The organism is Escherichia sp. E10V10, assembly GCF_004211985.1.
In the GTDB taxonomy this organism is placed as follows: Bacteria; Pseudomonadota; Gammaproteobacteria; order Enterobacterales; family Enterobacteriaceae; genus Escherichia.
Map to the genome: position 1 here is coordinate 758,230 of NZ_RHJO01000001.1, position 26,247 is coordinate 784,476.

At 50.1% G+C, this 26,247-nt stretch carries 26 protein-coding genes and 1 pseudogene; 17 read left to right on the top strand and 10 right to left on the bottom strand.

The features are described from left to right. The first annotated feature begins 425 nt into the window (after nucleotides 1–425). The 7 genes from astC to ves all read left to right on the top strand — a co-directional run bounded on the left by astC (nucleotide 426) and on the right by ves (nucleotide 8,040). On the top strand, nucleotides 426–1,646 hold the full coding sequence (gene astC, locus D9736_RS03570) for a succinylornithine/acetylornithine transaminase (protein ID WP_130257712.1): 1,221 nt from the start codon (nucleotides 426–428) through the stop codon (nucleotides 1,644–1,646). After that, the gene (gene astA / locus D9736_RS03575; RefSeq protein ID WP_130257713.1) at nucleotides 1,643–2,677 is read left to right on the top strand and encodes an arginine N-succinyltransferase; all 1,035 of its coding nucleotides are present in this window, start codon (nucleotides 1,643–1,645) and stop codon (nucleotides 2,675–2,677) included. The genes astC and astA overlap by 4 nt, the downstream gene beginning before the upstream one ends. Beyond that, the gene (gene astD, locus D9736_RS03580) at nucleotides 2,674–4,152 is read left to right on the top strand and encodes a succinylglutamate-semialdehyde dehydrogenase (RefSeq protein WP_130224643.1); all 1,479 of its coding nucleotides are present in this window, start codon (nucleotides 2,674–2,676) and stop codon (nucleotides 4,150–4,152) included. Before astA ends, astD begins: the two co-directional genes overlap by 4 nt. Beyond that, a complete protein-coding gene (astB, locus tag D9736_RS03585; protein ID WP_130257714.1) occupies nucleotides 4,149–5,492 on the top strand; it encodes an N-succinylarginine dihydrolase in 1,344 nt (447 codons plus the stop codon). Before astD ends, astB begins: the two co-directional genes overlap by 4 nt. After that, the gene (gene astE / locus D9736_RS03590) at nucleotides 5,485–6,453 is read left to right on the top strand and encodes a succinylglutamate desuccinylase (protein ID WP_130257715.1); all 969 of its coding nucleotides are present in this window, start codon (nucleotides 5,485–5,487) and stop codon (nucleotides 6,451–6,453) included. The genes astB and astE overlap by 8 nt, the downstream gene beginning before the upstream one ends. Before the next feature lie 328 nt (nucleotides 6,454–6,781). Then, nucleotides 6,782–7,267 (top strand): ATP-independent periplasmic protein-refolding chaperone Spy, encoded by a 486-nt coding sequence (gene spy / locus D9736_RS03595; protein ID WP_130208314.1) that lies wholly within the window; start codon nucleotides 6,782–6,784, stop codon nucleotides 7,265–7,267. A gap of 197 nt (nucleotides 7,268–7,464) precedes the next feature. Further along, entirely contained in the window at nucleotides 7,465–8,040 is a 576-nt protein-coding gene (gene ves, locus D9736_RS03600; protein WP_130257716.1) for an environmental stress-induced protein Ves, read from the top strand. Here the strand turns inward: ves and cho are convergent. Both cho and nadE read right to left on the bottom strand, forming a co-directional pair. Further along, a complete protein-coding gene (gene cho / locus D9736_RS03605) occupies nucleotides 8,000–8,896 on the bottom strand; it encodes an excinuclease Cho (RefSeq protein ID WP_130257717.1) in 897 nt (298 codons plus the stop codon). The two genes, ves and cho, sit on opposite strands and share 41 nt — an antisense overlap. Before the next feature lie 234 nt (nucleotides 8,897–9,130). Further along, complete coding sequence (gene nadE / locus D9736_RS03610; RefSeq protein WP_064529168.1) at nucleotides 9,131–9,958, bottom strand: ammonia-dependent NAD(+) synthetase; 828 nt, start codon at nucleotides 9,956–9,958, stop codon at nucleotides 9,131–9,133. Between the two features lie 199 nt (nucleotides 9,959–10,157). Between nadE and osmE the strand changes: the two genes are divergently transcribed. From osmE to chbG, 7 genes are all read left to right on the top strand, one after another. Further along, nucleotides 10,158–10,496, top strand: coding sequence for an osmotically-inducible lipoprotein OsmE (gene osmE, locus D9736_RS03615; protein ID WP_064529167.1), 339 nt, complete (start codon nucleotides 10,158–10,160; stop codon nucleotides 10,494–10,496). A gap of 299 nt (nucleotides 10,497–10,795) precedes the next feature. Continuing rightward, nucleotides 10,796–11,116 carry a PTS N,N'-diacetylchitobiose transporter subunit IIB gene (chbB, locus tag D9736_RS03625; protein WP_000412160.1) on the top strand — a complete coding sequence of 107 codons (321 nt, stop codon included), beginning with the start codon at nucleotides 10,796–10,798 and terminating at the stop codon, nucleotides 11,114–11,116. Nucleotides 11,117–11,197: 81 nt separating this feature from the next. Next, the gene (chbC, locus tag D9736_RS03630) at nucleotides 11,198–12,556 is read left to right on the top strand and encodes a PTS N,N'-diacetylchitobiose transporter subunit IIC (protein ID WP_130257718.1); all 1,359 of its coding nucleotides are present in this window, start codon (nucleotides 11,198–11,200) and stop codon (nucleotides 12,554–12,556) included. 53 nt (nucleotides 12,557–12,609) lie between these two features. After that, complete coding sequence (chbA, locus tag D9736_RS03635) at nucleotides 12,610–12,960, top strand: PTS N,N'-diacetylchitobiose transporter subunit IIA (protein WP_064529165.1); 351 nt, start codon at nucleotides 12,610–12,612, stop codon at nucleotides 12,958–12,960. A gap of 7 nt (nucleotides 12,961–12,967) precedes the next feature. Next, a complete protein-coding gene (gene chbR / locus D9736_RS03640) occupies nucleotides 12,968–13,810 on the top strand; it encodes a transcriptional regulator ChbR (protein WP_171020845.1) in 843 nt (280 codons plus the stop codon). A gap of 119 nt (nucleotides 13,811–13,929) precedes the next feature. Then, nucleotides 13,930–15,282, top strand: a complete 1,353-nt coding sequence (celF, locus tag D9736_RS03645) for a 6-phospho-beta-glucosidase (RefSeq protein WP_130257719.1) — start codon at nucleotides 13,930–13,932, stop codon at nucleotides 15,280–15,282. A 12-nt stretch (nucleotides 15,283–15,294) separates the two neighbouring features. Further along, entirely contained in the window at nucleotides 15,295–16,053 is a 759-nt protein-coding gene (gene chbG, locus D9736_RS03650) for a chitin disaccharide deacetylase (RefSeq protein WP_130257720.1), read from the top strand. Between the two features lie 139 nt (nucleotides 16,054–16,192). On the opposite strand, the gene katE is transcribed toward chbG, so the two are convergent. Further along, nucleotides 16,193–18,454 carry a catalase HPII gene (gene katE, locus D9736_RS03655; RefSeq protein WP_130257721.1) on the bottom strand — a complete coding sequence of 754 codons (2,262 nt, stop codon included), beginning with the start codon at nucleotides 18,452–18,454 and terminating at the stop codon, nucleotides 16,193–16,195. 182 nt (nucleotides 18,455–18,636) lie between these two features. On the opposite strand from katE, the gene cedA reads away from it, so the two are divergent. Beyond that, nucleotides 18,637–18,900, top strand: a complete 264-nt coding sequence (gene cedA, locus D9736_RS03660) for a cell division activator CedA (protein ID WP_130236587.1) — start codon at nucleotides 18,637–18,639, stop codon at nucleotides 18,898–18,900. A gap of 46 nt (nucleotides 18,901–18,946) precedes the next feature. Here cedA and tcyP read toward each other — a convergent pair whose 3' ends face one another. The 3 genes from tcyP to hxpB all read right to left on the bottom strand — a co-directional run bounded on the left by tcyP (nucleotide 18,947) and on the right by hxpB (nucleotide 21,891). Continuing rightward, nucleotides 18,947–20,338, bottom strand: a complete 1,392-nt coding sequence (tcyP, locus tag D9736_RS03665) for a cystine/sulfocysteine:cation symporter (RefSeq protein ID WP_130257722.1) — start codon at nucleotides 20,336–20,338, stop codon at nucleotides 18,947–18,949. Between the two features lie 132 nt (nucleotides 20,339–20,470). Next, on the bottom strand, nucleotides 20,471–21,061 hold the full coding sequence (locus D9736_RS03670; protein ID WP_064529159.1) for a metal-dependent hydrolase: 591 nt from the start codon (nucleotides 21,059–21,061) through the stop codon (nucleotides 20,471–20,473). A 161-nt stretch (nucleotides 21,062–21,222) separates the two neighbouring features. Further along, nucleotides 21,223–21,891 carry a hexitol phosphatase HxpB gene (gene hxpB, locus D9736_RS03675; protein WP_130218883.1) on the bottom strand — a complete coding sequence of 223 codons (669 nt, stop codon included), beginning with the start codon at nucleotides 21,889–21,891 and terminating at the stop codon, nucleotides 21,223–21,225. A 146-nt stretch (nucleotides 21,892–22,037) separates the two neighbouring features. Here hxpB and D9736_RS03680 point away from each other — a divergent pair, with 146 nt between their 5' ends. Further along, the gene (locus tag D9736_RS03680; RefSeq protein WP_130218885.1) at nucleotides 22,038–22,574 is read left to right on the top strand and encodes a YniB family protein; all 537 of its coding nucleotides are present in this window, start codon (nucleotides 22,038–22,040) and stop codon (nucleotides 22,572–22,574) included. 40 nt (nucleotides 22,575–22,614) lie between these two features. Here the strand turns inward: D9736_RS03680 and D9736_RS03685 are convergent, their stop codons facing one another. The 3 genes and pseudogenes from D9736_RS03685 to pfkB form a co-directional block, all read right to left on the bottom strand. Further along, the gene (locus tag D9736_RS03685; protein WP_130257723.1) at nucleotides 22,615–23,475 is read right to left on the bottom strand and encodes a fructosamine kinase family protein; all 861 of its coding nucleotides are present in this window, start codon (nucleotides 23,473–23,475) and stop codon (nucleotides 22,615–22,617) included. Nucleotides 23,476–23,579: 104 nt separating this feature from the next. Beyond that, on the bottom strand, nucleotides 23,580–23,867 hold the full coding sequence (gene ghoS, locus D9736_RS03690) for a type V toxin-antitoxin system endoribonuclease antitoxin GhoS (protein WP_130218889.1): 288 nt from the start codon (nucleotides 23,865–23,867) through the stop codon (nucleotides 23,580–23,582). 101 nt (nucleotides 23,868–23,968) lie between these two features. Beyond that, nucleotides 23,969–24,904 (bottom strand): annotated as a pseudogene (gene pfkB, locus D9736_RS03695) (6-phosphofructokinase II). 286 nt (nucleotides 24,905–25,190) lie between these two features. Here pfkB and D9736_RS03700 point away from each other — a divergent pair. Beyond that, nucleotides 25,191–25,949 carry a YdiY family protein gene (locus D9736_RS03700; protein WP_130218891.1) on the top strand — a complete coding sequence of 253 codons (759 nt, stop codon included), beginning with the start codon at nucleotides 25,191–25,193 and terminating at the stop codon, nucleotides 25,947–25,949. 60 nt (nucleotides 25,950–26,009) lie between these two features. Here the strand turns inward: D9736_RS03700 and yniD are convergent, their stop codons facing one another. Beyond that, on the bottom strand, nucleotides 26,010–26,117 hold the full coding sequence (gene yniD / locus D9736_RS03705) for a small membrane protein YniD (protein WP_064529152.1): 108 nt from the start codon (nucleotides 26,115–26,117) through the stop codon (nucleotides 26,010–26,012). Nucleotides 26,118–26,247 lie beyond the last annotated feature (130 nt).

The window sequence follows — 26,247 nt, forward strand, 5'->3', positions numbered from 1 at the left end:
ATAATGAGTGCGTGGATGTTAGCAGAAATTCGTCTGACTTACTGCCTGTTGTTAAGTGATTTGATCGATGGTTGTTAATGATGTCAACGATGGCGCAGAAAATGCCCGCTTTTGGTGCGAGTTGCGTCAGAATGGCGCAGTAATTTCCTGTAAATTTCGTCAAAGATCACAATTCCAGAATTATATTTTACTTCTGCATAACATTGCGTTTTTTATTCTATTTATTCATCCACATGGCAAACACATTCACTTTATATGCACTTAAGGTGAATATCGTTCGGTTGTAACACATTGATTTCCAGTTAGTGACCGTCATTTATGCACTTTTACCCCTGGCTGGCATGAACCCTGCAATCTACATTTACAGCGCAAACATTACTTATTATTAACATATAAATAACGAATTATTTACTGTAGAGGTCGCTATGTCTCAGCCAATTACGCGTGAAAACTTTGATGAATGGATGATACCTGTTTACGCTCCGGCACCGTTTATACCGGTACGTGGCGAAGGTTCGCGCTTGTGGGATCAGCAGGGGAAAGAGTATATCGACTTCGCGGGTGGCATTGCGGTAAACGCATTGGGGCATGCGCATCCGGAACTGCGCGAGGCGCTGAACGAACAGGCGAGTAAGTTCTGGCATACCGGCAACGGTTACACCAACGAACCGGTACTGCGACTGGCGAAAAAATTGATCGACGCCACGTTTGCCGATCGCGTTTTCTTTTGTAACTCCGGTGCAGAAGCCAACGAAGCGGCGCTAAAACTGGCGCGTAAATTCGCTCACGACCGCTACGGCAGCCATAAGAGCGGTATCGTGGCGTTCAAAAATGCGTTTCACGGGCGCACGCTGTTTACCGTCAGCGCAGGTGGGCAGCCAGCCTATTCACAGGATTTTGCGCCACTGCCGCCGGATATCCGTCATGCCGCGTATAACGATATTAACTCTGCCAGCGCGCTGATTGATGACTCCACCTGTGCGGTGATTGTCGAGCCCATCCAGGGGGAAGGCGGTGTGGTACCCGCCAGCAACGCGTTTTTACAAGGTCTGCGTGAATTGTGTGACCGCCACAATGCTTTGCTGATTTTTGATGAAGTACAAACCGGCGTCGGGCGCACCGGGGAACTGTATGCCTATATGCACTACGGCGTGACGCCAGATCTGTTAACTACCGCCAAAGCGCTGGGCGGCGGTTTCCCCGTTGGCGCTCTTTTGGCAACCGAAGAATGCGCCAGCGTGATGACCGTTGGCACTCATGGCACCACCTATGGAGGTAATCCGCTGGCCTCGGCGGTGGCGGGTAAAGTGCTCGAACTTATCAACACGCCAGAAATGCTTAACGGTGTTAAGCAGCGTCACGACTGGTTTGTTGAACGTCTTAATACCATTAATCACCGCTGCGGTTTGTTCAGTGAAATTCGCGGCTTAGGTCTGCTGATTGGCTGTGTGCTGAATGCGGATTACGCCGGGCAAGCGAAACAAATTTCTCAGGAAGCGGCGAAAGCGGGCGTGATGGTACTGATTGCGGGTGGCAACGTGGTGCGTTTTGCGCCTGCGCTCAATGTCAGCGAAGAAGAGGTGACGACCGGACTGGATCGCTTTGCTGCGGCCTGCGAACACTTTGTTAGCCGAGGTTCATCATGATGGTCATCCGTCCCGTTGAGCGATCAGATGTCTCAGCGCTGATGCAGCTTGCCAGCAAAACGGGCGGCGGCCTGACGTCGCTTCCCGCCAATGAAGCCACGCTTTCGGCACGTATCGAAAGGGCAATCAAAACCTGGCAGGGCGAACTGCCCAAAAGCGAGCAGGGCTATGTGTTTGTGCTGGAAGAGAGCGAGACAGGTACTGTGGCGGGAATTTGCGCCATTGAGGTGGCAGTTGGGCTGAACGATCCCTGGTACAACTATCGCGTCGGTACGCTGGTTCACGCTTCGAAAGAGCTGAATGTCTATAACGCGTTGCCGACGCTGTTTCTCAGTAACGATCACACTGGCAGCAGCGAGCTGTGCACGCTGTTTCTCGACCCGGACTGGCGCAAAGAGGGCAACGGCTATTTGCTGTCGAAATCGCGCTTTATGTTTATGGCGGCTTTTCGCGACAAGTTTAATGACAAAGTGGTCGCGGAAATGCGCGGGGTGATTGACGAACACGGCTATTCACCGTTCTGGCAAAGCCTCGGTAAACGTTTCTTTTCGATGGATTTTAGCCGCGCCGATTTTCTCTGCGGCACCGGGCAAAAGGCATTTATTGCAGAACTGATGCCGAAACATCCGATTTATACCCACTTTTTATCCCAGGAAGCGCAGGACGTCATTGGACAGGTTCATCCGCAAACAGCGCCCGCGCGGGCGGTGCTGGAAAAAGAGGGCTTTCGCTACCGCAACTATATCGACATTTTCGACGGCGGGCCGACGCTGGAGTGTGACATTGACCGCGTTCGCGCTATCCGCAAAAGTCGGCTGGTGGAAGTAGCGGAAGGACAACCTGCACAGGGCGATTTTCCGGCTTGCCTGGTTGCCAATGAAAACTATCACCATTTCCGCGTGTTGCTGGTGCGAGCCGATCCGGCGACCGAACGTTTGATTTTAACCGCTGCACAACTGGATGCCCTCAAATGCCACGCCGGGGATCGCGTTCGTCTGGTGCGCCTGTGCGCAGAGGAGAAAACAGCATGACTTTATGGATCAACGGTGACTGGGTGACGGGCCAGGGCGCACAGCGCGTGAAGCGTAATCCGGTATCGGGTGAGGTGTTATGGCAGGGCAATGATGCCGATGCTGCTCAGGTTGAGCAGGCTTGTCGGGCTGCTCGTGCAGCGTTTCCGCGTTGGGCGCGGCTCTCCTTTGGCGATCGTCAGGTAAGAGTTGAACGATTTGCCGCACTGCTGGAAAGCAACAAAGCCGAATTAACCGCGATTATTGCCAGAGAAACCGGCAAACCGCGTTGGGAAGCGGCAACCGAAGTGACGGCGATGATCAATAAGATCGCGATATCAATCAAGGCGTATCACGCTCGTACGGGAGAGCAGCGCAGTGAAATGCCGGATGGAGCAGCGAGCTTGCGCCATCGTCCACACGGCGTGCTGGCAGTGTTTGGACCGTACAATTTCCCCGGACATCTGCCTAACGGGCATATCGTTCCGGCGCTGCTGGCAGGTAACACGATAATCTTTAAACCCAGCGAACTAACCCCCTGGAGCGGCGAGGCAGTCATGCGTTTATGGCAGCAGGCAGGTTTGCCGTCGGGCGTGCTGAACCTGGTGCAAGGTGGGCGCGAAACCGGTCAGGCACTCAGTGCACTGGAGGATCTCGACGGCTTGCTGTTTACCGGCAGCGCCAATACCGGCTACCAGTTACATCGCCAGCTTTCCGGTCAGCCGGAAAAAATTCTTGCCCTCGAAATGGGCGGCAATAACCCGCTGATTATTGATGACGTGGTGGATATCGACGCCGCTGTCCATCTGACTATCCAGTCGGCATTTGTCACTGCCGGGCAACGCTGCACCTGCGCCCGCCGTTTATTGGTGAAAAGCGGGGCGCAGGGCGATGCGTTTCTTGCTCGCCTTGTTGCCGTCAGCCAGCGGTTAACGCCGGGGAAATGGGATGACGAACCGCAGCCGTTTATTGGCGGGCTGATTTCTGAACAGGCCGCACAGCAGGTGGTTACTGCCTGGCAGGAACTGGAAGCATTGGGCGGGCAAACGCTGCTTGCGCCACGTTTGCTACAAGCGGGAACATCGCTGCTGACGCCAGGGATCGTTGAAATGACGGGCGTTTCAGGCGTGCCGGATGAAGAAGTGTTTGGGCCGCTACTTCGCGTATGGCGTTATGACACTTTTGATGGGGCGATAAAGATGGCGAATAACACCCGCTTTGGCCTCTCTTGTGGGCTGGTTTCCCCAAAACGGGAAAAGTTCGAGCAACTGTTACTGGAAGCGCGGGCAGGGATTGTTAACTGGAACAAACCGCTTACCGGAGCCGCCAGTACCGCACCATTCGGCGGCATTGGCGCTTCCGGCAACCATCGCCCCAGCGCCTGGTATGCCGCAGATTATTGTGCCTGGCCGATGGCGAGCCTGGAGTCGGACTCGTTAACGTTGCCCGCAACGCTTAACCCCGGGCTGGATTTTTCCGATGAGGTGGCGCGATGAATGCCTGGGAAGTCAATTTCGATGGATTGGTGGGGCTGACGCACCATTACGCTGGCCTGTCGTTTGGTAATGAAGCCTCCACCCGTCACCGTTTTCAGGTATCGAATCCACGACTGGCGGCGAAGCAGGGCTTACTGAAAATGAAAGCCCTTGCCGATGCAGGATTTCCCCAGGCGGTGATCCCGCCGCACGAGCGTCCGTTTATTCCGGTGCTGCGTCAGTTGGGATTCAGCGGCAGCGATGAGCAGATACTGGAAAAGGTTGCCCGCCAGGCACCACACTGGCTTTCCAGCGTCAGTTCAGCATCGCCAATGTGGGTAGCTAATGCGGCCACGGTAGCGCCATCCGCCGATACGCTGGATGGCAAAGTACATTTCACGGTCGCCAACCTGAACAATAAATTTCACCGTTCGCTGGAAGCCCCCGTCACCGAATCGCTGTTAAACGCCATTTTTAACGATAAAGAGAAATTCACCCTCCATTCGGCGTTGCCGCAGGTGGCATTGCTCGGTGACGAAGGGGCGGCAAACCACAATCGCCTCGGCGGTCATTACGGCGAACCCGGTGTGCAGATTTTTGTTTACGGGCGAGAAGAGGGTAACGGTACGCGGCCTTCCCGCTATCCGGCGCGGCAGACCCGCGAAGCCAGCGAGGCGGTGGCCAGGCTGAATCAGGTGAATCCCCAACAGGTGATTTTCGCCCAGCAAAACCCGGACGTTATCGACCAGGGCGTTTTTCATAATGACGTGATTGCCGTGAGCAACCGCCAGGTACTGTTTTGCCATCAGCAGGCATTTGCTCGCCAGGCGCAATTACTGGCAAACCTGCGTGCGCGGGTCAATGGTTTTATGGCGATAGAAGTTCCGGCGTCGCAGGTTTCTGTGTCTGATGCGGTGTCTACGTATCTGTTTAACAGCCAACTGCTGAGTCGCGATGATGGTTCGATGATGCTGGTGCTGCCACAGGAGTGTCGGGAACATGCAGGAGTATGGCGTTATCTCAATGAACTCCTTACTGCTGACAACCCGATAAGCTCACTAAAAGTTTTTGATTTGCGCGAAAGTATGGCGAACGGCGGAGGCCCTGCGTGCCTGCGGTTGCGCGTGGTGTTGACGGATGAAGAACGCCGGGCGGTGAATCCGGCGGTGATGATGAACGATACGTTGTTTAATGCGCTCAATGACTGGGTGGATCGTTACTACCGCGATCGTCTTACTGCTGCCGATCTGGCCGACCCGCAATTGCTGCGTGAAGGGCGGGAAGCGCTGGATGCGTTGACTCAATTACTGAATCTCGGTTCGGTTTACCCGTTCCAGCGCGAGGGAGGGGAGAATGGATAATTTTCTCACTCTGACATTAGAGGGTAAAAAACCTGTCATCACCGAGAGAGAAATCAACGGCATTCGCTGGCGCTGGCTGGGGGATGGCGTGCTGGAACTGACGCCATTAACCCCACCGCAAGGCGCGTTGGTAATTTCGGCGGGGATCCACGGTAATGAAACGGCGCCTGTAGAAATGCTGGACGCCTTACTTGGCGCAATTTATCACGGTGAAATTAAGTTACGCTGGCGCTTGTTGGCAATCCTCGGAAATCCCCCTGCGCTCAAGCAAGGAAAGCGCTATTGCCATAGCGATATGAACCGGATGTTTGGCGGACGCTGGCAGCTATTTGCCGAAAGTGGCGAAACCTGCCGCACCCGCGAGCTGGAACAGTGCCTGGAAGATTTTTATCAGCAGGGGAATGAGTCTGTGCGCTGGCATCTTGATCTGCATACTGCCATCCGCGGTTCGTACCACCAGCGGTTTGGCGTTTTACCGCAACGAGAAATTCCCTGGGACGAAAGTTTTCTGACATGGCTGGGCGCGGCAGGGCTGGAGGCGTTGGTGTTTCATCAGGCGCCAGGCGGCACGTTTACCCATTTCAGCTGCAAACATTTTGGCGCACTGGCGTGTACGCTGGAGCTAGGCAAAGCACTGCCGTTTGGGCAAAACGAGCTTCGTCAGTTTGCGCCAACCACCAATGCAATTGCTACGCTGTTAGCAGGGGCAAGTGTCGGTATAGAGAGAAAACTGCCCCAGCGTTACCGGGTGGTTTCGCAGATTACCCGTCACACTGCTGCTTTCGAGTTGCATATGGCGAGCGAGACGCTGAATTTCACGCCGTTTAAGAAAGGAGCGTTATTGGCGCAGGATGGAGAGGAACGTTTTACCGTGACTCATGATATTGAATATGTGCTATTCCCCAATCCACTGGTGGCGTTGGGATTACGCGCGGGATTAATGCTGGAAAAAATAACCTAGAACTTGCCCGCAGAAAGGTTTCTGCGGGTATTTAATAACGGCTTTCGGAATAATACGGATTAATCCTGGGTGTTTGCTTTATTTATCGCCATTTATCAGGTATAGTCCTCCATAATTTCTGCAAAATCATTGCGTTGTAATATTTTCTCATCACTTTCCTTCAATTTTTCTTTTTTTCTCCATAATTGGCGAGAAAATGTTTTTTATACTTTCATTGATTTACCGTTGCTCTGATTAATTGACGCTAAACTCAGTAAAGTTAATCTCGTCAACACGGCAAGTTACTTAAGAAAGCCGTAATAAATAACTGAAAGGAAGGATATAGAATATGCGTAAATTAACTGCACTGTTTGTTGCCTCTACCCTGGCTCTTGGCGCGGCTAACCTGGCCCACGCCGCTGACACCACTACCGCAGCACCGGCTGACGCGAAGCCGATGATGCATCATAAAGGCAAGTTCGGTCCGCATCAGGACATGATGTTCAAAGACCTGAACCTGACCGACGCGCAGAAACAGCAGATTCGTGAAATCATGAAAGGCCAGCGTGACCAGATGAAACGTCCGCCGCTGGAAGAACGCCGCGCAATGCATGACATCATCGCCAGCGATACTTTCGACAAAGCAAAAGCTGAAGCGCAGATTGCTAAAATGGAAGAACAGCGCAAAGCTAACATGCTGGCGCACATGGAAACCCAGAACAAGATTTACAACATCCTGACGCCGGAGCAGAAAAAGCAATTTAATGCTAATTTTGAGAAGCGTCTGACAGAACGCCCAGCGGGAAAAGGTAAAATGCCTGCAACTGCTGAATAATCTTTCAGCCAAAAAACTTAAGACCGCCGGTCTTGTCCACTACCTTGCAGTAAGGCGGTGGACAGGATCGGCGGTTTTCTTTTATGCGCCTGTGCCTGTCATTTTTGCAAAAACGCTAAGGTAAATCATACGAGTTGCCGATAACAATCCACGGTTGCCTGAGCGATAACAATGAAAAGAGCATGCCCGGAGCGAGTATGGAATACTTTGATATGCGTAAAATGTCGGTGAACCTGTGGCGAAACGCTGCCGGTGAAACTCGTGAGATCTGTAGTTTTCCCCCTGCGAAACGTGATTTTTACTGGCGTGCCAGCATTGCGTCCATTGCGGCCAATGGTGAATTTTCTTTATTTCCTGGGATGGAAAGAAGTGTGACGCTGCTGGAAGGCGGCGAGATGTTTCTTGAAAGCGCAGACCGTTTTAGCCATACCTTAAAGCCGTTACAGCCTTTTGCTTTTGCGGCGGACCAGGTGGTAAAAGCGAAACTGACGGAAGGGCAGATGTCGATGGATTTCAACATTATGACGCGCCTGGATGCCTGTAAGGCGAAAGTCAGAATTGCCGATCGCACGTTCACCACTTTTGGCTCACGCGGCGGGGTGGTGTTTGTGATTAGCGGGGCATGGCAACTGGGCGAAAAATTGTTAACTACCGACCAGGGCGCGTGCTGGTACGATGGCAAACACACCCTGCGGCTTTTGCAACCGCAAGGTAAACTGCTGTTCAGTGAAATTAACTGGCTTGCAGGCCATTCACCGGATCAAGTTCAGTAATTTCATAGCGACCGGAAAGCAGTGGTTTACAAAGAATTTTATAACCATCGTGATCGAATCCGGCAGGCGTACGGATCAACGTTGCCGCCTCTTCCAGCGAATTAACCGCCCCCAGCCACAGCCAGTTATGAATAATATGGTATTGGGTCATTTCCGGGTGCTGTTCTTTCAACGCCACCGCACCTTGCCACGGCCAGCAGATCACCCGCAAACGTTCCAGCGACTGGAGCAGACGTTGAGCATGATCTTCATGGCTCTCTTTTCCGCAGCACGCTCCGGCGCAACGTTTTAGCGCTGAACGAAAGCAAGCACGACCGCGGCTTAGCGGTTCCAGCCCGAGCAGGCCATAACAGAGCTTTTGTTCATCGGCGATTGTCTGTAATGCCTGTAATGCCTGTAATGCCGAGCGGCGGTTGGCAAACAGGCCAAACAGGTTTGGCGCAGTAGAAAAATCCACGTCTTTGGCGTACACCACATCCACGCGTTTTTCATTCAGTTGCAGGGCGCAGAGCTGACGATTGCGGCGCAACCGTTTATTAAACAAAGGCTGTTGCTCTTTGATTAGACGCGCTTCAAGGAGCAGAGCGCCGATTTCGCCCGCGGTACATATCCAGCTAATGCGTCGGGATTGTCGCAGCATGGCCGCTTCATCCGGGGTACGTAAATGGGAAAGGACGCGGCTGCGGATGTTAACGCTTTTGCCGATATAGAGCGGCATAGTGTTACTTTCGCCATGAAACAGATACACACCGGGTCGGGTGGGTAAGTCAGTAAGAAATGAACGTAAATGTTCGGGATATTCATAAATTGCCGCCGCTTCAAATTCGAGCCGCGGGGAAGTTAAACGCCGTACCACTGTTTACTCCGAATGCTGGTCATTTATCCAGTATAGCGGGTGGGTGGCGATTAAAAAAGAGGCGGGGCGATGACAAAGCTAACACTGCCTGATGCGCTACGCTTATCAGGCCTACTCGACTCCTGCAATGTATTGAATTTGCAAAGTTTTACATGCCGGATAAGACGCTTACGCCATATCCGGCATGTATAAAGTGTTTGGTGTCGACAATCTCAGGCGGGGAGGCCGCACTGTTTATTTTTTCCAGAAATCATCGAAAACCGTAATGGGTGGGCGGCGTTTATGCTCGGTTTTCAGATACCAGTTCTCAATCGTTCTGGCGACCTGTTCCGGGACATTTTTCCCTTCAAGATAGTCATCGATATTTTCATACGTTACGCCGAGCGCGACTTCATCTGGCAGTGACGGGCGGTCATCTTCCAGGTCGGCTGTGGGTGCCTTCTTATAGAGATGCTCAGGGCAACCTAACGCCGCCAGTAACTGTTTACCCTGACGTTTATTCAGACGATACAGAGGGTTAATGTCTGTGCCACCATCACCATATTTAGTGAAGAATCCAGTAATGGCTTCTGCCGCATGATCGGTGCCAACTACGACGCCATTAGTCATACCCGCAATGCTGTATTGCGCTTTCATCCGCTCACGTGCTTTTTCATTGCCACGCACAAAATCGCTCAGTTCGATACCTGCTTCCCGCAATGCCTGTTCACTGGCGAGTACCGCGCCCTTGATATTGACGGTTAATACGCGATCCGGCTGAATAAAGGCAATGGCGTCCTGGCAATCTTGTTCGTCGGCCTGAACACCGTAGGGAAGGCGCACGGCGATAAATTGCAGTGATTCATTACCGGTTTCCTGGCGCAGTTCATTAATTGCCATCTGACACAACTTACCGGCAAGGGTAGAGTCCTGACCACCGCTAATGCCGAGTACCAGTGATTTAATGAACGGGTAGGTTTGTAGATAGCTTTTCAGAAAATCGACGCTGCGACGAATTTCCTCTTCAGCATTAATCTGCGGTTTGGCGCCCAGCGCCTTTATTATTTGTTGCTGCAATGTCATTGAACCCCTCCAGACAAAAAATATAACTTCCTTAAAGCTAACCCGTTGCTACAGAAACGACAAGCGACAGCAGGTTGAATGGTGGTTAAAACGTCATACAGGAATCCTCTGAAAGCGAAACCGTTTCGCTCTCAGGCTTGAAAAAGCCCCCGATGTATTCCAGGCTTATCTAACACGCTGATAAACAAGAGGACGGAATATGAACAAGAATATGGCAGGAATTCTGGGTGCAGCGGCGGTATTAACCATGCTGGCAGGTTGTACGGCGTATGATCGTACCAAAGACCAGTTTGTACAGCCTGTGGTGAAAGACGTCAAAAAAGGCATGAGCCGGGCGCAGGTTGCACAAATTGCGGGTAAACCTTCGTCTGAAGTGAGCATGATCCATGCTCGTGGTACTTGCCAGACCTACATTCTGGGTCAACGTGATGGTAAAGCAGAAACCTATTTTGTCGCGTTAGATGATACCGGGCATGTGATCAACACCGGCTATCAGACCTGTGCCGAATACGACACTGATCCGCAGGCTGCGAAGTAATTCCTTCATCTGAAAGCTTGAGTCACAACGAAAACCGGCCATTGTGCCGGTTTTTTTATGCGCGTGTTCTTATTTGTTGACGCGAATTATTTAACCGAAATGTGAAGGTGGTCATAACAGCAGGTCAAGGAGAGACAATTTGTATAGTCAAAGAAATACTATTGCTCAGGTCAATACCGTATACTCTTTTCAGCCACCAAAAAAAGTCATGTTGGTTTCGCAAGTTACCCAGAGCATGGAAGCAGGTGAAGGCTTGCGGAGTGTCTGGCTGACAGATAATCGTTGATGAGGGCAGTTTTATGGAAAAGAAACACATTTATCTGTTTTGTTCTGCGGGCATGTCTACCTCTTTACTGGTATCAAAAATGCGCGCTCAGGCAGAAAAATATGAAGTTCCGGTCATTATTGAAGCATTTCCAGAAACGCTGGCTGGTGAAAAAGGGCTGAATGCCGATGTCGTTTTATTAGGGCCGCAGATTGCTTATATGTTGCCCGAAATTCAGCGTTTGTTACCCAACAAACCGGTGGAAGTAATTGACTCGTTGTTATATGGCAAAGTCGATGGTTTAGGCGTGCTTAAGGCTGCAGTTGCAGCAATTAAAAAAGCCGCAGCAAATTAATTTTTAAATTTTCCCGTCAAAGAGTTATTTCATAAATCTATACCGCAATATTTGAATTGCGGTTTTTAAGGGTATTTTTCTATGAGTAATGTTATTGCATCGCTTGAAAAGGTACTCCTCCCTTTTGCAGTTAAAATAGGAAAGCAACCGCACGTTAATGCAATCAAAAACGGTTTTATTCGCTTAATGCCGTTAACCCTCGCAGGGGCTATGTTTGTATTAATTAATAACGTTTTCCTTAGCTTTGGGGAGGGGTCGTTTTTTTATTCCTTAGGTATTCGCCTCGACGCCTCGACCATTGAAACACTCAATGGTCTGAAAGGTATTGGCGGAAATGTTTATAACGGAACATTGGGGATTATGTCTTTAATGGCACCGTTCTTTATCGGCATGGCGCTGGCAGAAGAGCGTAAAGTCGATGCGCTGGCAGCGGGATTGTTATCCGTTGCGGCGTTTATGACCGTCACGCCTTATAGCGTCGGCGAGGCTTATGCCGTCGGCGCTAATTGGTTAGGCGGCGCAAATATCATCTCCGGGATTATTATCGGCCTGGTGGTGGCAGAAATGTTTACCTTTATTGTCCGCCGCAACTGGGTAATTAGACTGCCCGATAGCGTACCTGCGTCGGTATCGCGTTCTTTCTCTGCATTGATTCCCGGCTTTATTATTCTTTCCGTGATGGGGATTATTGCCTGGGCGCTGAACACCTGGGGCACCAACTTCCATCAGATCATTATGGATACCATCTCAACGCCGCTGGCATCGCTGGGTAGCGTGGTTGGCTGGGCATATGTGATTTTTGTTCCGCTGCTGTGGTTCTTCGGTATTCATGGCGCGCTGGCTCTCACCGCGCTGGACAACGGCATTATGACGCCGTGGGCGTTGGAAAACATCGCGACCTACCAGCAATATGGTTCCGTCGAAGCGGCATTAGCTGCCGGTAAGACCTTCCATATCTGGGCCAAGCCGATGCTGGACTCCTTTATTTTCCTCGGTGGTAGTGGTGCGACCCTGGGCCTGATTCTGGCTATCTTTATTGCTTCTCGCCGTGCTGATTATCGTCAAGTGGCAAAACTGGCGCTGCCGTCCGGCATCTTCCAGATTAACGAACCGATTCTGTTTGGTCTGCCGATTATTATGAACCCGGTGATGTTTATCCCGTTTGTGCTGGTACAACCGATTCTGGCGGCAATCACCCTCGCAGCGTACTACATGGGCATTATTCCACCAGTGACCAACATTGCGCCGTGGACCATGCCAACCGGTCTGGGAGCCTTCTTTAACACCAACGGTAGCGTTGCCGCCTTACTGGTCGCACTCTTTAACCTCGGTATCGCCACGCTGATTTATCTGCCATTTGTTGTGGTGGCTAACAAAGCACAAAACGTGATTGATAAAGAAGAGAGTGAAGAAGATATTGCTAACGCGCTGAAATTTTAATCGATATCGGCACAGGTAACGCTGTGCCGGGTAAGGAAAGTGAGGAACTGAGTATGATGGATCTCGACAATATCCCGGATACGCAAACCGAAGCCGAAGAACTGGAAGAAGTGGTGATGGGGCTTATCATCAATTCCGGGCAGGCGCGCAGTCTGGCGTATGCGGCGCTGAAACAGGCAAAGCAGGGCGATTTTGCTGCAGCAAAAGCGATGATGGATCAGTCACGAATGGCGTTGAATGAAGCGCATCTGGTACAGACGAAACTGATTGAAGGCGATGCGGGCGAAGGTAAGATGAAAGTGAGTCTGGTGCTGGTCCACGCCCAGGATCATTTAATGACCTCAATGCTTGCACGTGAACTGATTAGCGAATTAATTGAGCTTCATGAAAAATTGAAGGCATAAGGAGTTGATGATGCAGCCAGTGATTAATGCGCCGGAAATTGCCACAGCCCGTGAACAACAACTGTTTAATGGCAAAAACTTCCATGTGTTTATCTACAACAAAACTGAGAGTATCAGTGGGCTGCATCAACACGACTATTATGAATTCACCCTGGTGTTAACGGGTCGTTATTACCAGGAGATAAACGGTAAACGCGTGTTGCTGGAGCGGGGCGATTTTGTCTTTATTCCGTTGGGCTCGCACCATCAAAGTTTTTATGAGTTTGGCGCCACGCGTATATTAAATGTTGGGATCAGCAAACGTTTTTTTGAGCAACATTATCTGCCGTTGTTGCCTTATTGCTTCGTCGCATCACAGGTATACCGGACCAATAACGCTTTTCTCACCTATGTGGAAACGGTCATCTCTTCACTGAATTTCCGTGAAACCGGGCTGGAAGAGTTTGTTGAGACAGTGACTTTTTATGTTATCAACCGCTTACGTCATTACCGTGAAGAACAGGTAATTGATGATGTGCCGCAGTGGCTGAAAGGCACGGTTGAAAAGATGCATGATAAAGAGCAGTTTAGTGAAAATGCGCTGGAAAATATGGTGATACTGTCGGCGAAATCGCAGGAATATTTGACGCGTGCGACCCAGCGATATTATGGCAAAACACCAATGCAGATTATTAATGAAATTCGCATTAATTTTGCCAAAAAACAACTGGAAATGACCAACTATTCGGTAACGGATATTGCATTTGAAGCCGGTTATAGTAGCCCAAGCTTGTTTATTAAAACGTTTAAGAAACTGACCTCGTTTACACCCAATAGTTATCGTAAAAAATTGACTGAATTTAATCAGTAGCCATTGTGTCAGAACACTAAATTTACATGCTTGCTCTGTATAACCTGGTATTTCCGGGTTATTCCTGACTTAGCGGCAGGCACGACGAATATCAGTATTTCCTAGTGAAGGGAGAAATTATGAGCCAGAAATTAAAAGTCGTCACTATTGGTGGCGGGAGCAGCTATACCCCGGAATTACTGGAAGGGTTTATTAAACGTTATCACGAATTGCCGGTGAGTGAATTATGGCTGGTGGACGTCGAAGAGGGTAAAGCGAAGCTGGATATTATTTTCGATCTCTGCCAGCGGATGATTGATAACGCTGGTGTACCAATGAAGCTTTATAAAACGCTCGATCGCCGCGAAGCATTGAAAGATGCCGATTTCGTCACTACCCAGCTGCGCGTAGGTCAATTACCAGCACGCGAACTCGATGAACGTATTCCGTTAAGTCATGGTTATCTCGGCCAGGAAACCAACGGTGCAGGTGGCCTGTTTAAAGGTCTGCGTACTATTCCGGTGATTTTTGACATAGTCAAAGATGTTGAAGAACTCTGCCCCAATGCCTGGGTGATTAACTTTACGAACCCAGCGGGAATGGTCACCGAAGCCGTTTATCGTCATACCGGATTTAAACGCTTTATCGGCGTGTGTAATATTCCGATTGGCATGAAGATGTTTATCAGCGATGTTTTAGCGTTGAATGAGAACGATGATTTATCTATCGATCTGTTCGGGCTGAACCACATGGTGTTTATTAAAGATGTTCTGGTAAATGGCAAGTCTCGCTTTGCCGAATTGCTTGATGGTGTGGCATCCGGGCAGTTAAAAGCGTCTGGCGTAAAAAATATTTTCGATCTGCCGTTTAGCGAAGGCTTAATTCGCTCACTGAATCTGTTGCCGTGCTCGTATCTGCTTTATTACTTCAAGCAAAAAGAGATGCTGGCGATTGAAATGGGTGAGTATTATAAAGGCGGCGCACGTGCACAGGTGGTACAGAAAGTCGAGAAACAACTCTTTGACCTGTATAAAAATCCGGACCTGAACGTTAAGCCGAAAGAACTGGAACAGCGCGGCGGGGCATATTACTCAGATGCGGCGTGTGAAGTGATTAATGCTATCTACAACGACAAGCAAGCAGAACATTACGTTAATATCCCGCATCATGGGCATATTGATAATATTCCGGCAGACTGGGCGGTAGAAATGACCTGTACACTGGGGCGCGATGGCGCGACGCCACATCCACGCATTACACACTTCGATGACAAAGTGATGGGCTTGATTCATACCATCAAAGGTTTTGAGATTGCCGCCAGCCACGCAGCCCTTAGCGGCGAATTTAACGATGTGTTACTGGCGCTCAACCTTAGCCCGCTGGTGCATTCCGATCGTGACGCGGAACTGCTGGCAAGAGAGATGATTCTGGTGCATGAGAAGTGGTTGCCAAACTTTGCTGACTGCATTGCAGAACTCAAAAAAGCACATTAACTGAGGCTGATTATGGAACGCTTACTGATTGTTAATGCTGATGACTTTGGCTTAAGTAAAGGCCAGAACTACGGCATTATCGAGGCCTGTCGTAATGGTATTGTCACCTCAACGACGGCGCTGGTGAATGGGGAAGCTATCGACCATGCGGTGCGGTTAAGTTGTGATGAACCGAGTCTGGCAGTTGGGATGCACTTTGTCCTTACACTGGGCAAGCCGCTGACTGAAATGCCTGGGCTGACCCGGCAAGGTGTGCTGGGGAAATGGATCTGGCAGCTGGCAGAAGACGATGCCTTACCACTGGAAGAAATTTCCCAGGAACTCGCCCGCCAGTATCTGCGATTCATTGAATTGTTTGGCCGCAAACCAACACATCTTGATAGTCATCATCATGTGCATATGTTCCCGCAGATTTTCCCGATTGTGGCGAAGTTTGCGGCTGAAGAGGGGATTGCGTTGCGTATTGATCGCCAGCCAGTATTTAACGACGGTGATTTACCCGCTAATCTGCGCAGTTCACAGGGCTTCAGTAGTGCATTCTATGGTGAAGAGATTAGTGAATCACTGTTCCTGCAAGTGTTGGATGATTCCAGTCATCGCGGTGAACGCTCAGTGGAAGTGATGTGCCATCCTGCGTTTGTCGATAATACAATTCGCCAGAGTGCTTACTGTTTCCCGCGGTTAGCGGAACTGGATGTGTTAACGTCGGCGTCGTTGAAGTATGCCATTGCCGAGCGTGGTTATCGGTTGGGTAGTTATCTGGATGTGTAGGTAAGGCTGTTTTGCCGGATGCGGCGTAAATGCCTTATTCGGCATACAATATATTGAAATTTCATAGCATTATGAACATCCGGTAGGCCTGATAAGCGCAGCGCATCAGGCAAAGGTGGCGCAGTTGCGCCACCCATATTTACGCCGGAATTTTGTCAATCTTAGGCATACGTGACCAGACGCGGTGCGCCGCCATTAGCGTTAACAGTTCATCCATAAAACTACCGTCGGCGCTGTCGGCTTCCACAACCCCTTCTTCACCTTTGTCATCCACCTTAATTGTCGCTTTGAACTTGCGGGCGTCTCCCGCCAGCGCAATCGGTTTAAGGTGTTTGTAGGCTTCCATCAGGTAATAGTTCGCATCGCCGTTGTCTGCGATATCCGCAATATTACCGCAAGGGACAATGACCGCATCCACCGTCAGCGAAGGCGCTCCGGCAAAGGTAGCAGCAATTGGCAATACTGTGCCGTCATCCGCAGTCACTTCACCCATTCGGGAGTAGAGCAGTTTGGCATGAACGCCTTTGGCCTTCAGCGCCTTGAGAATGGTCAGCAGGTCTGCCGATCTCACTTCATCATTAAGCAAAATCGCTACCACACGGCCTTTGACATCACCGTCAGGAATGGCATACAGGCTTAATGTTGGGGCATTTTTCAGACCGTTGATGTCTGGTGGCGGGGTAATATTCAGTTGTTCATCAGTCAGTTCGATACCGAGATTTTCCGCCACAGCCTGCGCCAGAGTGAGATCGATATGTGCCAGTTGATCAACGACGCGTTCACGAATATACGGACGAGCAACTTTGCTCAATTCAAAGCTGAAAGCGTCGATAATGTGGCGCTGTTCAAACGGCGTCTGGCTTAGCCAGAACAGACGCGGATGGGAATAATATTCGCCAAACGATGGGCTACGCTCGCGGACTTTGTTGCCTTCTACACGTTCCTGGTATGATTCAAATCCGCCGCGTTTCGGCCCCGGCGGTGTTTCGCGCGGCCAGTTGTCGTTGATCGAGTTTGGTTCGTAGTTTGCCGGATTTGTGTCGATTCCCATGCGGTGCATGCCGTCACGCTGGAAATTATGGTAAGGGCAGGTCGGGCGGTTAATCGGAATTTCATGGAAATTGGGCCCACCAAGACGACTAATTTGTGTATCGGTATAAGAGAACAAACGCCCCTGCAATAACGGGTCGTTGGTGAAATCCAGACCGGGGACAATATGCCCTGGATGGAAAGCTACCTGTTCGTTTTCGGCAAAGAAGTTATCCGGGTTGCGGTTAAGTACCATTTTGCCGACGCGCTGTACCGGCACCAGTTCTTCCGGGATAAGTTTGGTTGGATCGAGAAGGTCGAAATCAAACTTGAATTCGTCTTCTTCCGGGATTAACTGGAAGCCCAGTTCGTATTCCGGGAAATCGCCTGCTTCAATGGCTTCCCACAGCTCACGGCGGTGGAAGTCCGGGTCACGTCCGGTGAGTTTCTGCGCTTCATCCCATACCAGCGAGGCTTTACCTGCCAGTGGTTTCCAGTGGAAACGCACAAACGTCGCTTTCCCTTCTGCGTTAATCAGGCGGAAAGTGTGGATGCCGAAACCTTCCATCGTACGGTAGCTGCGCGGGATCCCGCGATCCGACATCGCCCATATCACGTTATGCAGCGTTTCCGGTTGCAGGGAAACATAATCCCAGAATGTGTCGTGGGCGCTACCTCCCTGTGGTATCGCCCAGTGCGGTTCTGGTTTTACCGCATGAACAAAATCGGGGAATTTATGCGCATCCTGGATAAAGAAGATTGGCGTGTTATTGCCAACGAGGTCAAAAATACCCTCTTCAGTATAGAACTTGGTGGCAAAACCACGGATATCACGCACGGTATCGGCAGAGCCAGCGCCACCCTGAACGGTAGAGAAACGGACAAACACTGGGGTGATTTTGTTCGGGTCAGACAGGAAGTCGGCTTTGGTAATATCGCTTAAGTTTTTATACGGCTGGAAATAACCATGAGCCGCAGATCCTCGCGCATGAACAATACGTTCCGGGATACGCTCATGGTCAAAGTGAGTGATCTTCTCGCGCAGAATAAAATCTTCCAGCAGCGTTGGACCACGGCTACCGGCACGCAGTGAGTTTTGATCGTCAGCGATGCGCACGCCCTGATTGGTGGTCAGCGCATAATTTTCACTACCTTTACGTACATCTTGCAGGGAATTAAGTTTTTCATTACGCGTATCAGGAGCTTTCAGACTGCCTGGCGCGGTAGGCTGTGCGCCTGGCGGGGTCGGTTCAGCCGCTGGACGATGAGAGCCGTCCTCAGGTGCCAGTGAGTCCATTCCTGGTTTCGCTTCGTTCGAGTCGTGCAGGGGGGACTGGTGCTGATGTGGGTTCTTTTCGTTATGTTGCGACATTGAACTCGTCTCCTTATTTCATTGCTGAAAGGGCCGCTTTTTTGGTCAAAAAACCCTCTAACTATAGACCATCGGGGATGTCTCGCTCTGGAAGTGGTGTCGGCGAAAGTATTTGAAGATGTACGCAAAGCAGGACGGACGTGGGCTAAATCGGCTAAACTACATTTTTTCTGATTTTTAATATGCGTTTAGTGAAGCCAGTAATGAAGAAACCGCTACGTCAGCAAAACCGCCCGATTATTAGCTATGTCCCGCGCACGGAACCTGCGCCGCCGGAGCATGCGATTAAAATGGATTCGTTTCGTGATGTCTGGATACTACGTAGCAAATATGTGGCGTTTGTTCTGGTAGGGGAATCATTCTTGCGCTCACCGGCGTTTAGTGTGCCGGAGGCGGCCCAGCGCTGGGCGAATCAGATTCGACAAGAGAATGAGGTCGAAGAGTAAAAAAACGCCTGTCGGGATGACAGGCGTTTTGCGTTATAAGCCAGGGTTAACGGTGAGCCAGTTCGGCGTCATCTTCGCTATCCAGAATGGATTTATCGGTCTTCTTCAGCCACTGGCTGGTCAGTGTACCTGCGGTCATAGAACCGCTGACGTTCAGTGCCGTACGGCCCATATCGATAAGTGGCTCAACGGAAATTAACAATGCCACCAGCGTTACCGGCAAGCCCATCGCAGGGAGTACAATCAGTGCGGCGAATGTTGCACCGCCACCAACGCCTGCAACACCTGCTGAACTCACAGTGACGATACCAACGAGTGTCGCAATCCACATTGGGTCCAGCGGATTAATGCCAACCGTAGGCGCAACCATCACTGCCAGCATTGCCGGATACAGCCCGGCACAGCCGTTTTGACCAATGGTCGCGCCGAAAGAGGCGGCGAAACTGGCGATGGATTCAGGAACACCCAGACGACGCGTTTGTGCTTCTACATTCAGCGGAATAGACGCAGCACTGGAGCGACTGGTGAAGGCAAACGTCAGCACTGGCCATACTTTACGGAAGTATTTCAGCGGGCTTACGCCATTAATGCCCAGCAGAATGCCATGCACTGCAAACATAATGATAAGACCGAGGTAGGATGCGACAACGAAGCTACCCAGTTTAATGATGTCTTGCAGGTTGGAGCCAGCAACAACTTTGGTCATCAGTGCCAGAACGCCGTATGGCGTCAGTTGCATGACCAGGCGAACCAGTTTCATCACCCAGCTTTGCAGCGTATCGATAGCGGTTAAGACTCGTTCACCTTTCGGCGCATCATCTTTCAGCAGTTTCAGTGCGGCAACGCCCAGGAAAGCCGCAAAAATTACCACGCTGATAATTGACGTCGGATTGGCACCGGTCAGATCGGCAAACGGGTTTTTCGGGATAAAGGACAAGACAAGCTGCGGAACGCTCAGGTCAGAGACTTTACCGACATAGTTGCTTTCGATAGCGTTCAGACGAGCAGTTTCTGCACCACCCTGAACCAGACCTTCAGCCGTCAAACCAAACAGGTTGGTGACCAGCACACCGACCAGCGCCGCAATCAGCGTGGTAAACAGTAGCGTACCAATAGTCAGAAAACTGATTTTTCCTAGTTGAGACGCGTTATGCAGCCGGGCAACCGCACTTAAAATGGAGGCAAATACCAGCGGCATGACGATCATTTGCAGTAGCTGAACATAGCCGTTACCGACAATGTTAAACCACTGCACAGAATCTTTGAGTACCTGGCTGTCAGAACCATAAATGGTATGCAGGGCAAGGCCAAAAACCACACCCATCACCAGACCTACCAGCACTTTTTTGGCCAGACTCCACTGTTTGTGGCGGGTTTGGGCCAGCGCAAACAGCAGCACAACGAACACTATGATGTTCGCAATTAATGGAAAGTTCATCCCCGTTCTCCTGATCTTATTATTTCTATCGCTACGCAGTAGCCATAGTGTTGAAGCAAGATTAACAGAACTGTGAGCTGGCTCTTATATTCAAATGGAATGGCTTATTCCAGAAAAGCGATTTTTGTTTTTTTAGTATTCAACCTGATGCTTAATAAGGCGATGAAACTCGATCTGCAAGGTATTAATCATTTGCGATGACCAACGTACGGCACTGTTTTCGGGCAGTGAATGGGGCATCCACACTGACCAGACAAACAACGCCATGCAGAGAAAACGTTCTAACTGGTTGCCTTTTTGTGGAACCAGAATTGGCAGACGGAAACGCCATCGGCACGGCCAGAGTAGGGGAACGCCAGCGGGGGTCAACATATCAGCAAGAATATGACTCAAATAGCCGAGAACCATACCTTGCAGAGCATCAGCCGGAATAAACCAGCTTTCCGGAACTTTCAGATAAAAGGTCGCCAGTAGAGCAAACACCGCCAGCAGACTGTGGGTAAAGCCACGGTGACCAAAAGCGCGGGCAATGGGTTTTGATATCCACTTTAATCGCTGCCCAAGAAACGACTTTGGATGGTCAATATCCGGTAACAGACAAGTTAATATTGCGGAAGGGACAATATGCCACCAGTCACCCTGTGCCAGCACGGGTGTAAGCTCGGCATTTTTAGCAAACACCGCACAAGCAATAGAAAAGAGGAGGTGACCTTCCGCCGTCATGATAAAACTCACTAAACTGTCGATACGTACAGTATAGGGTTTTTATACAGTGCGCGGAAGTGGTGACGGTGTAACTCTTCATCATAATTTGATGATAAAATCATCAGTTGAACGTGATTTCAGATAAGCAACCAGGGGCCGTGTCACCACGCCCCTTTTTATTAGCCGAGGAGGTCTTTCGCGGTGAGTTCGGTCAAGGATGAAAGTTTTACATTCGCCAACACAAAACGTGGATCATTTTGCGCTTCTGGTGCTGGAACGACGATGGAGCGCATTCGTGCTGCCTTCGAGGCGATCATGCCATTAACAGAATCTTCCAGCGCCACGCAGGCGATTGGGTCAACGCCCAGTTTTGCTGCGCAGTCGAGATAAACCTGCGGATGTGGCTTGCTATAAGGCAATTTTTCAGCGGAGGCGAGGGCATCGAAACTGTCACGTAGGTCAAACATGGCCAGCACTTTTTCAAGCATATGCAGCGGTGACGCTGAAGCCAGGCCAACCAATAAGCCCTGCGCTTTACATAAAGCAACGGCTTCACGCACGCCAGGCAGTAATGGACGCGTCTCTTCAACCAGCGAAATGGCACGGGCAATTACCCGATCTACAACTTCCTGACGACTCGGTCCATTCCACGGTTGCCGGGCATACCACAGATCAACCACCATATCGATGCGTAAACCTAAGGTGTCCGGTAGCTCATTACGACGGGAGATGTCCACCCCCAGGCTTGCCATCACATCCAGTTCGGCCCGATCCCACAATGGTTCGGAATCGATAAGTAATCCATCCATATCAAAAATTGCAGCAAGAATCTGTCGTGGGGTTGACATTACAACCTCTCCTTTAGAGCATTATGTGTAAGGTATTAAGCAGTGCTTATGATTAAGCGCCTATCATATCGCCTTTAAAGAATGGGCGAAAACTGATATCTACAGGTAAACTAAGTGAATCGACGCGTCTTAATCAAGGAGAACTCATGACGTATCAACAAGCTGGACGCATTGCTATTTTGAAAAGGATTTTCGGTTGGGTGATTTTTATACCAACACTTGTTTCCACGTTGATTTCCTTGCTGAAGTTTATGAATACCCGGCAAGAAACCCAGGAAGGCATTAATGCGGTAATGCTCGACTTTGCCCATGTCATGATCGATATGATGCAGGCGAATACGCCTTTTTTGAATCTGTTCTGGTATAACTCGCCGACGCCCAATTTTAATGGTGGTGTGAACGTTATGTTCTGGGTGATCTTTATCCTGATTTTTGTCGGGCTGGCGTTGCAAGACTCTGGAGCACGCATGAGTCGTCAGACGCGCTTCTTGCGCGAAGGCGTTGAAGATCAACTCATTCTGGAGAAGGCTAAAGGGGAAGAGGGGTTAACGCGTGAACAGATCGAGTCGCGCATTGTCGTTCCACGCCATACTATCTTCACGCAGTTTTTTTCACTCTATATCCTGCCGGTCATTTGTATTGCTGCGGGATACGTGTTCTTTTCTCTGCTCGGTTTCATTTAATACAAAGGCCGCGCGGTGCGGCCATTATCATCGACTCCCGTCACGCGGCTAACAATCTATCCAATGATTGTTGAGCAATAACCAGATGTTGACCACCAAACAACCTTGCACGGTTTAGCAAAGTGTAAAGCTGGTAAATCGGTTGGCGTTCGAGGAAATCGATCGGGAGCGGTGAAACTGATTGATAACCATCATAGATTTGCGGAGGCTGTTCGGTATGTAGCGGCAACATGGCCAGATCGCACTCTCTGTCGCCCCAGTAACAAGCAGGGTCGAAAATATACGGACCATTCGGACCTAGCGCACAATTCCCTGACCATAGATCGCCGTGTAACAGTGATGGTTGCGGCTGATGTGAAGCCAGGCGCTGCTGGATATGCTCGACGATGGCGTCGATATTGCCGAAGGCGATCCCTTTTTCTGCTGCCAGCTCCAGTTGCCAGCCAATCCGTTGTTCAGCAAAAAACGTTGACCAGCGGCGTTGCCAGGTATTGGGTTGAGGGGTAGTAGAAAGGGCGTTATCGAAATCGAGGCCAAATTGTGGCTGGTCGCTCCATTGATGTAGATGCGCAATTTGCTGCCCTAAAATAAAGGCGTTATGTGCATCCAACGGCCGAGGAGGGAGATAATCCATCACCAGAAAACTGTAGTCACGGTCAGCGCCAACTGCCCACACCCGGGGTACGGTGACGGTTTTACTGCGAGACAATAACTCCAGTTGGTCGGCTTCGGCGGTAAAACCGGGAAGCAATTCTCTTTCATCACATTTGACGAAAAAGTCGCGTCCTGCATAGCGCAAATGCCATGCGGCATGGACTTCTCCGCCAGGCAGTTCATTACGCAGTTCGATTTCGCCTTCACCTAACTGCTCGCTCAAAAGACGACTGATTACCTGCCACATGATGTCTCTCCCATGCTGTCTGCCAGATCATAAGGTTAGCGCAAGAATAAGGTGTAAAAACACGAGCTAACGCACACCACAGACTGATTATTGCCCAAAAATCTTTATTTGTTGCTATTCCATTCCTCCCAGGTGGTGATCCTTATCTCGGGGTCTTTGCCTGTAGCGCTCTGGGCGAGCCCGGCAACGAGTTCTCTTATCTCATCTTCGTTTTGCGTGCTGATAAGTCCAAAGGTATTCGTCCCTAGTTCATGGATATTCCCATCATCGTCTGTCATGGTCAGTGAAAAGCCATCGCGTGTCAGAAAGTTATTTAACTCATTAATTTCAGTTAATGTATCTTCATGCAACATGACGGTAATGACATAACGGACAAGATCGCCACCAGCCATAATTCACCTCTTTGTTATCACGTGATTTTTTAGCATAGTCGCAGAAACGCATTGCTGACAGGTTTGTGGTGATTCCCCCAACCGATGGGGGAATGTCTCGATTAGTGGGAAAGGTAAGCGTAAATTTTTTTGTGTATCGTCATGGGAGCACAGGCGTGTTCCTTGATTGAGTGTTGCGGCACTACCGGCAGCCACGCCAAAACGAACCATTTCATCAAGCGAGGCATTTTCTGCCAGCTTCAGCGTCATAGCCCCTACCATGCTGTCGCCAGCACCGACGGTACTTTGGCTTTTTAGCGGTGGTGGCACAACCTGAATGCAGTTTTCGCTATCTACCCCCAACGCTCCTTGTGGACCAAGGGAAACGACGACCCGTTTGGCCTTACCACTATTAACAATTTCCTGCGCGGCTTTACGCACATCATCGGGTTGAGTGAGTTCGCGACCTACCAGTGCGCTGAGTTCTTTTTGGTTAGGTTTAACTAACTCGATGTTGCCAATCGCCAGTGCTGCGCTTAAGGCTTCGCCGGAACTGTCGACGATGCAGCGTATTCCTTGTTTTTGCGCAGCAGAAATAAGCTGCGTTAACTTTTCCAGTTTCACGCCTGGTGGTAGGCTTCCACTAATAACCAGAATAGCCCCTGACTCGATTTCCAGAACTTGTTCTTCAAGTTGACGAAATTCATCTTCGCTTAAAGCTGCGCCGGGCATGACAAAGCGATACTGCTCACCGCTGGATTCCACATGTACATGCAGATTCTGGCGGGTCCAGTCCAGTCCTTCGCTTCGACAGTGGCAACAGGGACATTTTCATCGGCCAGCAGAGCGACGAGATGTTCGCCGGTCGCGCCGCCGGCCGGGAATATAGCCGTCGCGCTCCCGCCCAGATGAGCAATAGCGCGAGCGACATTAATACCACCGCCACCAGGTTCAAACACGGGGGCAGTACAGCGCAGTTTTCCTTCGGGGTAAATTTGCGGGGTTATTGTTGCGCTATCGAGAGAGGGCGCAAGTGTCAACGTATAGATACGTACCATCATTTCCTCCTATAGGCTGATTTCAGTCTGGCACTGAATCAGTGGAAAGTGAAGGAATTAACAATATGATTTATTAGATATTTATATAAAATTAATAAGGTAAAGATATATAAATAAATATCTGTTTTCGCAACGCGCTTATTCAAAAAATGAAATAAGAAGTCATTGCTAAGTTTTTCACTCCTTTTTATAATTTGTCACCTTTCCAGGGACGCTACTCTTTGATCCTTAAGAAAGTTTCCGGGACCGCGATGGTCTCTTTTTTTGTTGTACGGACTTTTAATAAATGAAGCTTTTGAAGACAGTTCCTGCCATCGTTATGTTGGCGGGGGGTATGTTTGCGTCTCTGACTGCAACTGCCGATGATTCCGTTTTTACTGTCATGGACGATCCTGCCAGCGCAAAAAAACCTTTCGAAGGTAATCTGAACGCAGGTTATCTTGCACAATCAGGCAACACGAAAAGTTCCTCACTGACGGCTGATACCACCATGACCTGGTATGGGCAGACGACTGCCTGGTCGCTGTGGGGAAATGCCAGCAATACTTCTTCTAATGATGAGCGTTCTTCGGAAAAATATGCAGTAGGTGGTCGTAGCCGTTTTAATTTAACTGATTATGATTATCTGTTTGGTCAGGCAAGTTGGCTGACAGACCGTTATAACGGTTATCGGGAACGAGATGTATTGACTGCGGGTTATGGTCGCCAGTTTTTAAATGGCCCGGTACACAGCTTCCGTTTTGAATTCGGCCCTGGCGTGCGTTACGACAAATATACCGATAATGCCAGTAAAACGCAGCCGCTGGGGTATGCCTCCGGAGCTTATGCGTGGCAGTTGACCGACAACGCTAAATTTACCCAAGGGGTATCCGTTTTTGGTGCTGAAGACACTACGCTGAACTCGGAAAGCGCATTAAATGTTGCCATCAATGAACATTTTGGTCTGAAGGTGGCCTACAACGTTACATGGAACTCTGAACCGCCTGAGTCTGCGCCGGAACATACCGATCGCCGCACCACGTTATCGCTGGGCTACAGGATGTAATAATGTGCCGGACCGTGTTATGCGGTCTGGCTGCATTGTTTGTTGATAGCGCATCACCATTCAGCCCCAAATCATCGCTGCCCAGCGTAGCAACAGCATCGCGCCGCAAATAGACAGCAGGACTACCACCATCTTCCAGTGTTTTTTGTTGAAACGTTTTGTCGGCATGCGTTTTTCCAGGGGATTTCCAGTCTTCAATGATCGAGTGTAACAAAAGGGTCAGGTGTTGCCTGTATTGATTTATATCATATCGAACATGATGATTGTCGCTTTGCCCGATAACAATTACCGTGTAAAC

Coding starts and splice junctions, on each gene's coding strand:
- astC (WP_130257712.1), top strand. CDS start 426: ATGTCTCAGCCAATTACGCGTGAAAACTTTGATGAATGGATGATACCT.
- astA (WP_130257713.1), top strand. CDS start 1,643: ATGATGGTCATCCGTCCCGTTGAGCGATCAGATGTCTCAGCGCTGATG.
- astD (WP_130224643.1), top strand. CDS start 2,674: ATGACTTTATGGATCAACGGTGACTGGGTGACGGGCCAGGGCGCACAG.
- astB (WP_130257714.1), top strand. CDS start 4,149: ATGAATGCCTGGGAAGTCAATTTCGATGGATTGGTGGGGCTGACGCAC.
- astE (WP_130257715.1), top strand. CDS start 5,485: ATGGATAATTTTCTCACTCTGACATTAGAGGGTAAAAAACCTGTCATC.
- spy (WP_130208314.1), top strand. CDS start 6,782: ATGCGTAAATTAACTGCACTGTTTGTTGCCTCTACCCTGGCTCTTGGC.
- ves (WP_130257716.1), top strand. CDS start 7,465: ATGGAATACTTTGATATGCGTAAAATGTCGGTGAACCTGTGGCGAAAC.
- nadE (WP_064529168.1), bottom strand. CDS start 9,958: ATGACATTGCAGCAACAAATAATAAAGGCGCTGGGCGCCAAACCGCAG.
- osmE (WP_064529167.1), top strand. CDS start 10,158: ATGAACAAGAATATGGCAGGAATTCTGGGTGCAGCGGCGGTATTAACC.
- chbB (WP_000412160.1), top strand. CDS start 10,796: ATGGAAAAGAAACACATTTATCTGTTTTGTTCTGCGGGCATGTCTACC.
- chbC (WP_130257718.1), top strand. CDS start 11,198: ATGAGTAATGTTATTGCATCGCTTGAAAAGGTACTCCTCCCTTTTGCA.
- chbA (WP_064529165.1), top strand. CDS start 12,610: ATGATGGATCTCGACAATATCCCGGATACGCAAACCGAAGCCGAAGAA.
- chbR (WP_171020845.1), top strand. CDS start 12,968: ATGATGCAGCCAGTGATTAATGCGCCGGAAATTGCCACAGCCCGTGAA.
- celF (WP_130257719.1), top strand. CDS start 13,930: ATGAGCCAGAAATTAAAAGTCGTCACTATTGGTGGCGGGAGCAGCTAT.
- chbG (WP_130257720.1), top strand. CDS start 15,295: ATGGAACGCTTACTGATTGTTAATGCTGATGACTTTGGCTTAAGTAAA.
- katE (WP_130257721.1), bottom strand. CDS start 18,454: ATGTCGCAACATAACGAAAAGAACCCACATCAGCACCAGTCCCCCCTG.
- cedA (WP_130236587.1), top strand. CDS start 18,637: ATGCGTTTAGTGAAGCCAGTAATGAAGAAACCGCTACGTCAGCAAAAC.
- tcyP (WP_130257722.1), bottom strand. CDS start 20,338: ATGAACTTTCCATTAATTGCGAACATCATAGTGTTCGTTGTGCTGCTG.
- D9736_RS03670 (WP_064529159.1), bottom strand. CDS start 21,061: ATGACGGCGGAAGGTCACCTCCTCTTTTCTATTGCTTGTGCGGTGTTT.
- hxpB (WP_130218883.1), bottom strand. CDS start 21,891: ATGTCAACCCCACGACAGATTCTTGCTGCAATTTTTGATATGGATGGA.
- D9736_RS03680 (WP_130218885.1), top strand. CDS start 22,038: ATGACGTATCAACAAGCTGGACGCATTGCTATTTTGAAAAGGATTTTC.
- D9736_RS03685 (WP_130257723.1), bottom strand. CDS start 23,475: ATGTGGCAGGTAATCAGTCGTCTTTTGAGCGAGCAGTTAGGTGAAGGC.
- ghoS (WP_130218889.1), bottom strand. CDS start 23,867: ATGGCTGGTGGCGATCTTGTCCGTTATGTCATTACCGTCATGTTGCAT.
- D9736_RS03700 (WP_130218891.1), top strand. CDS start 25,191: ATGAAGCTTTTGAAGACAGTTCCTGCCATCGTTATGTTGGCGGGGGGT.
- yniD (WP_064529152.1), bottom strand. CDS start 26,117: ATGCCGACAAAACGTTTCAACAAAAAACACTGGAAGATGGTGGTAGTC.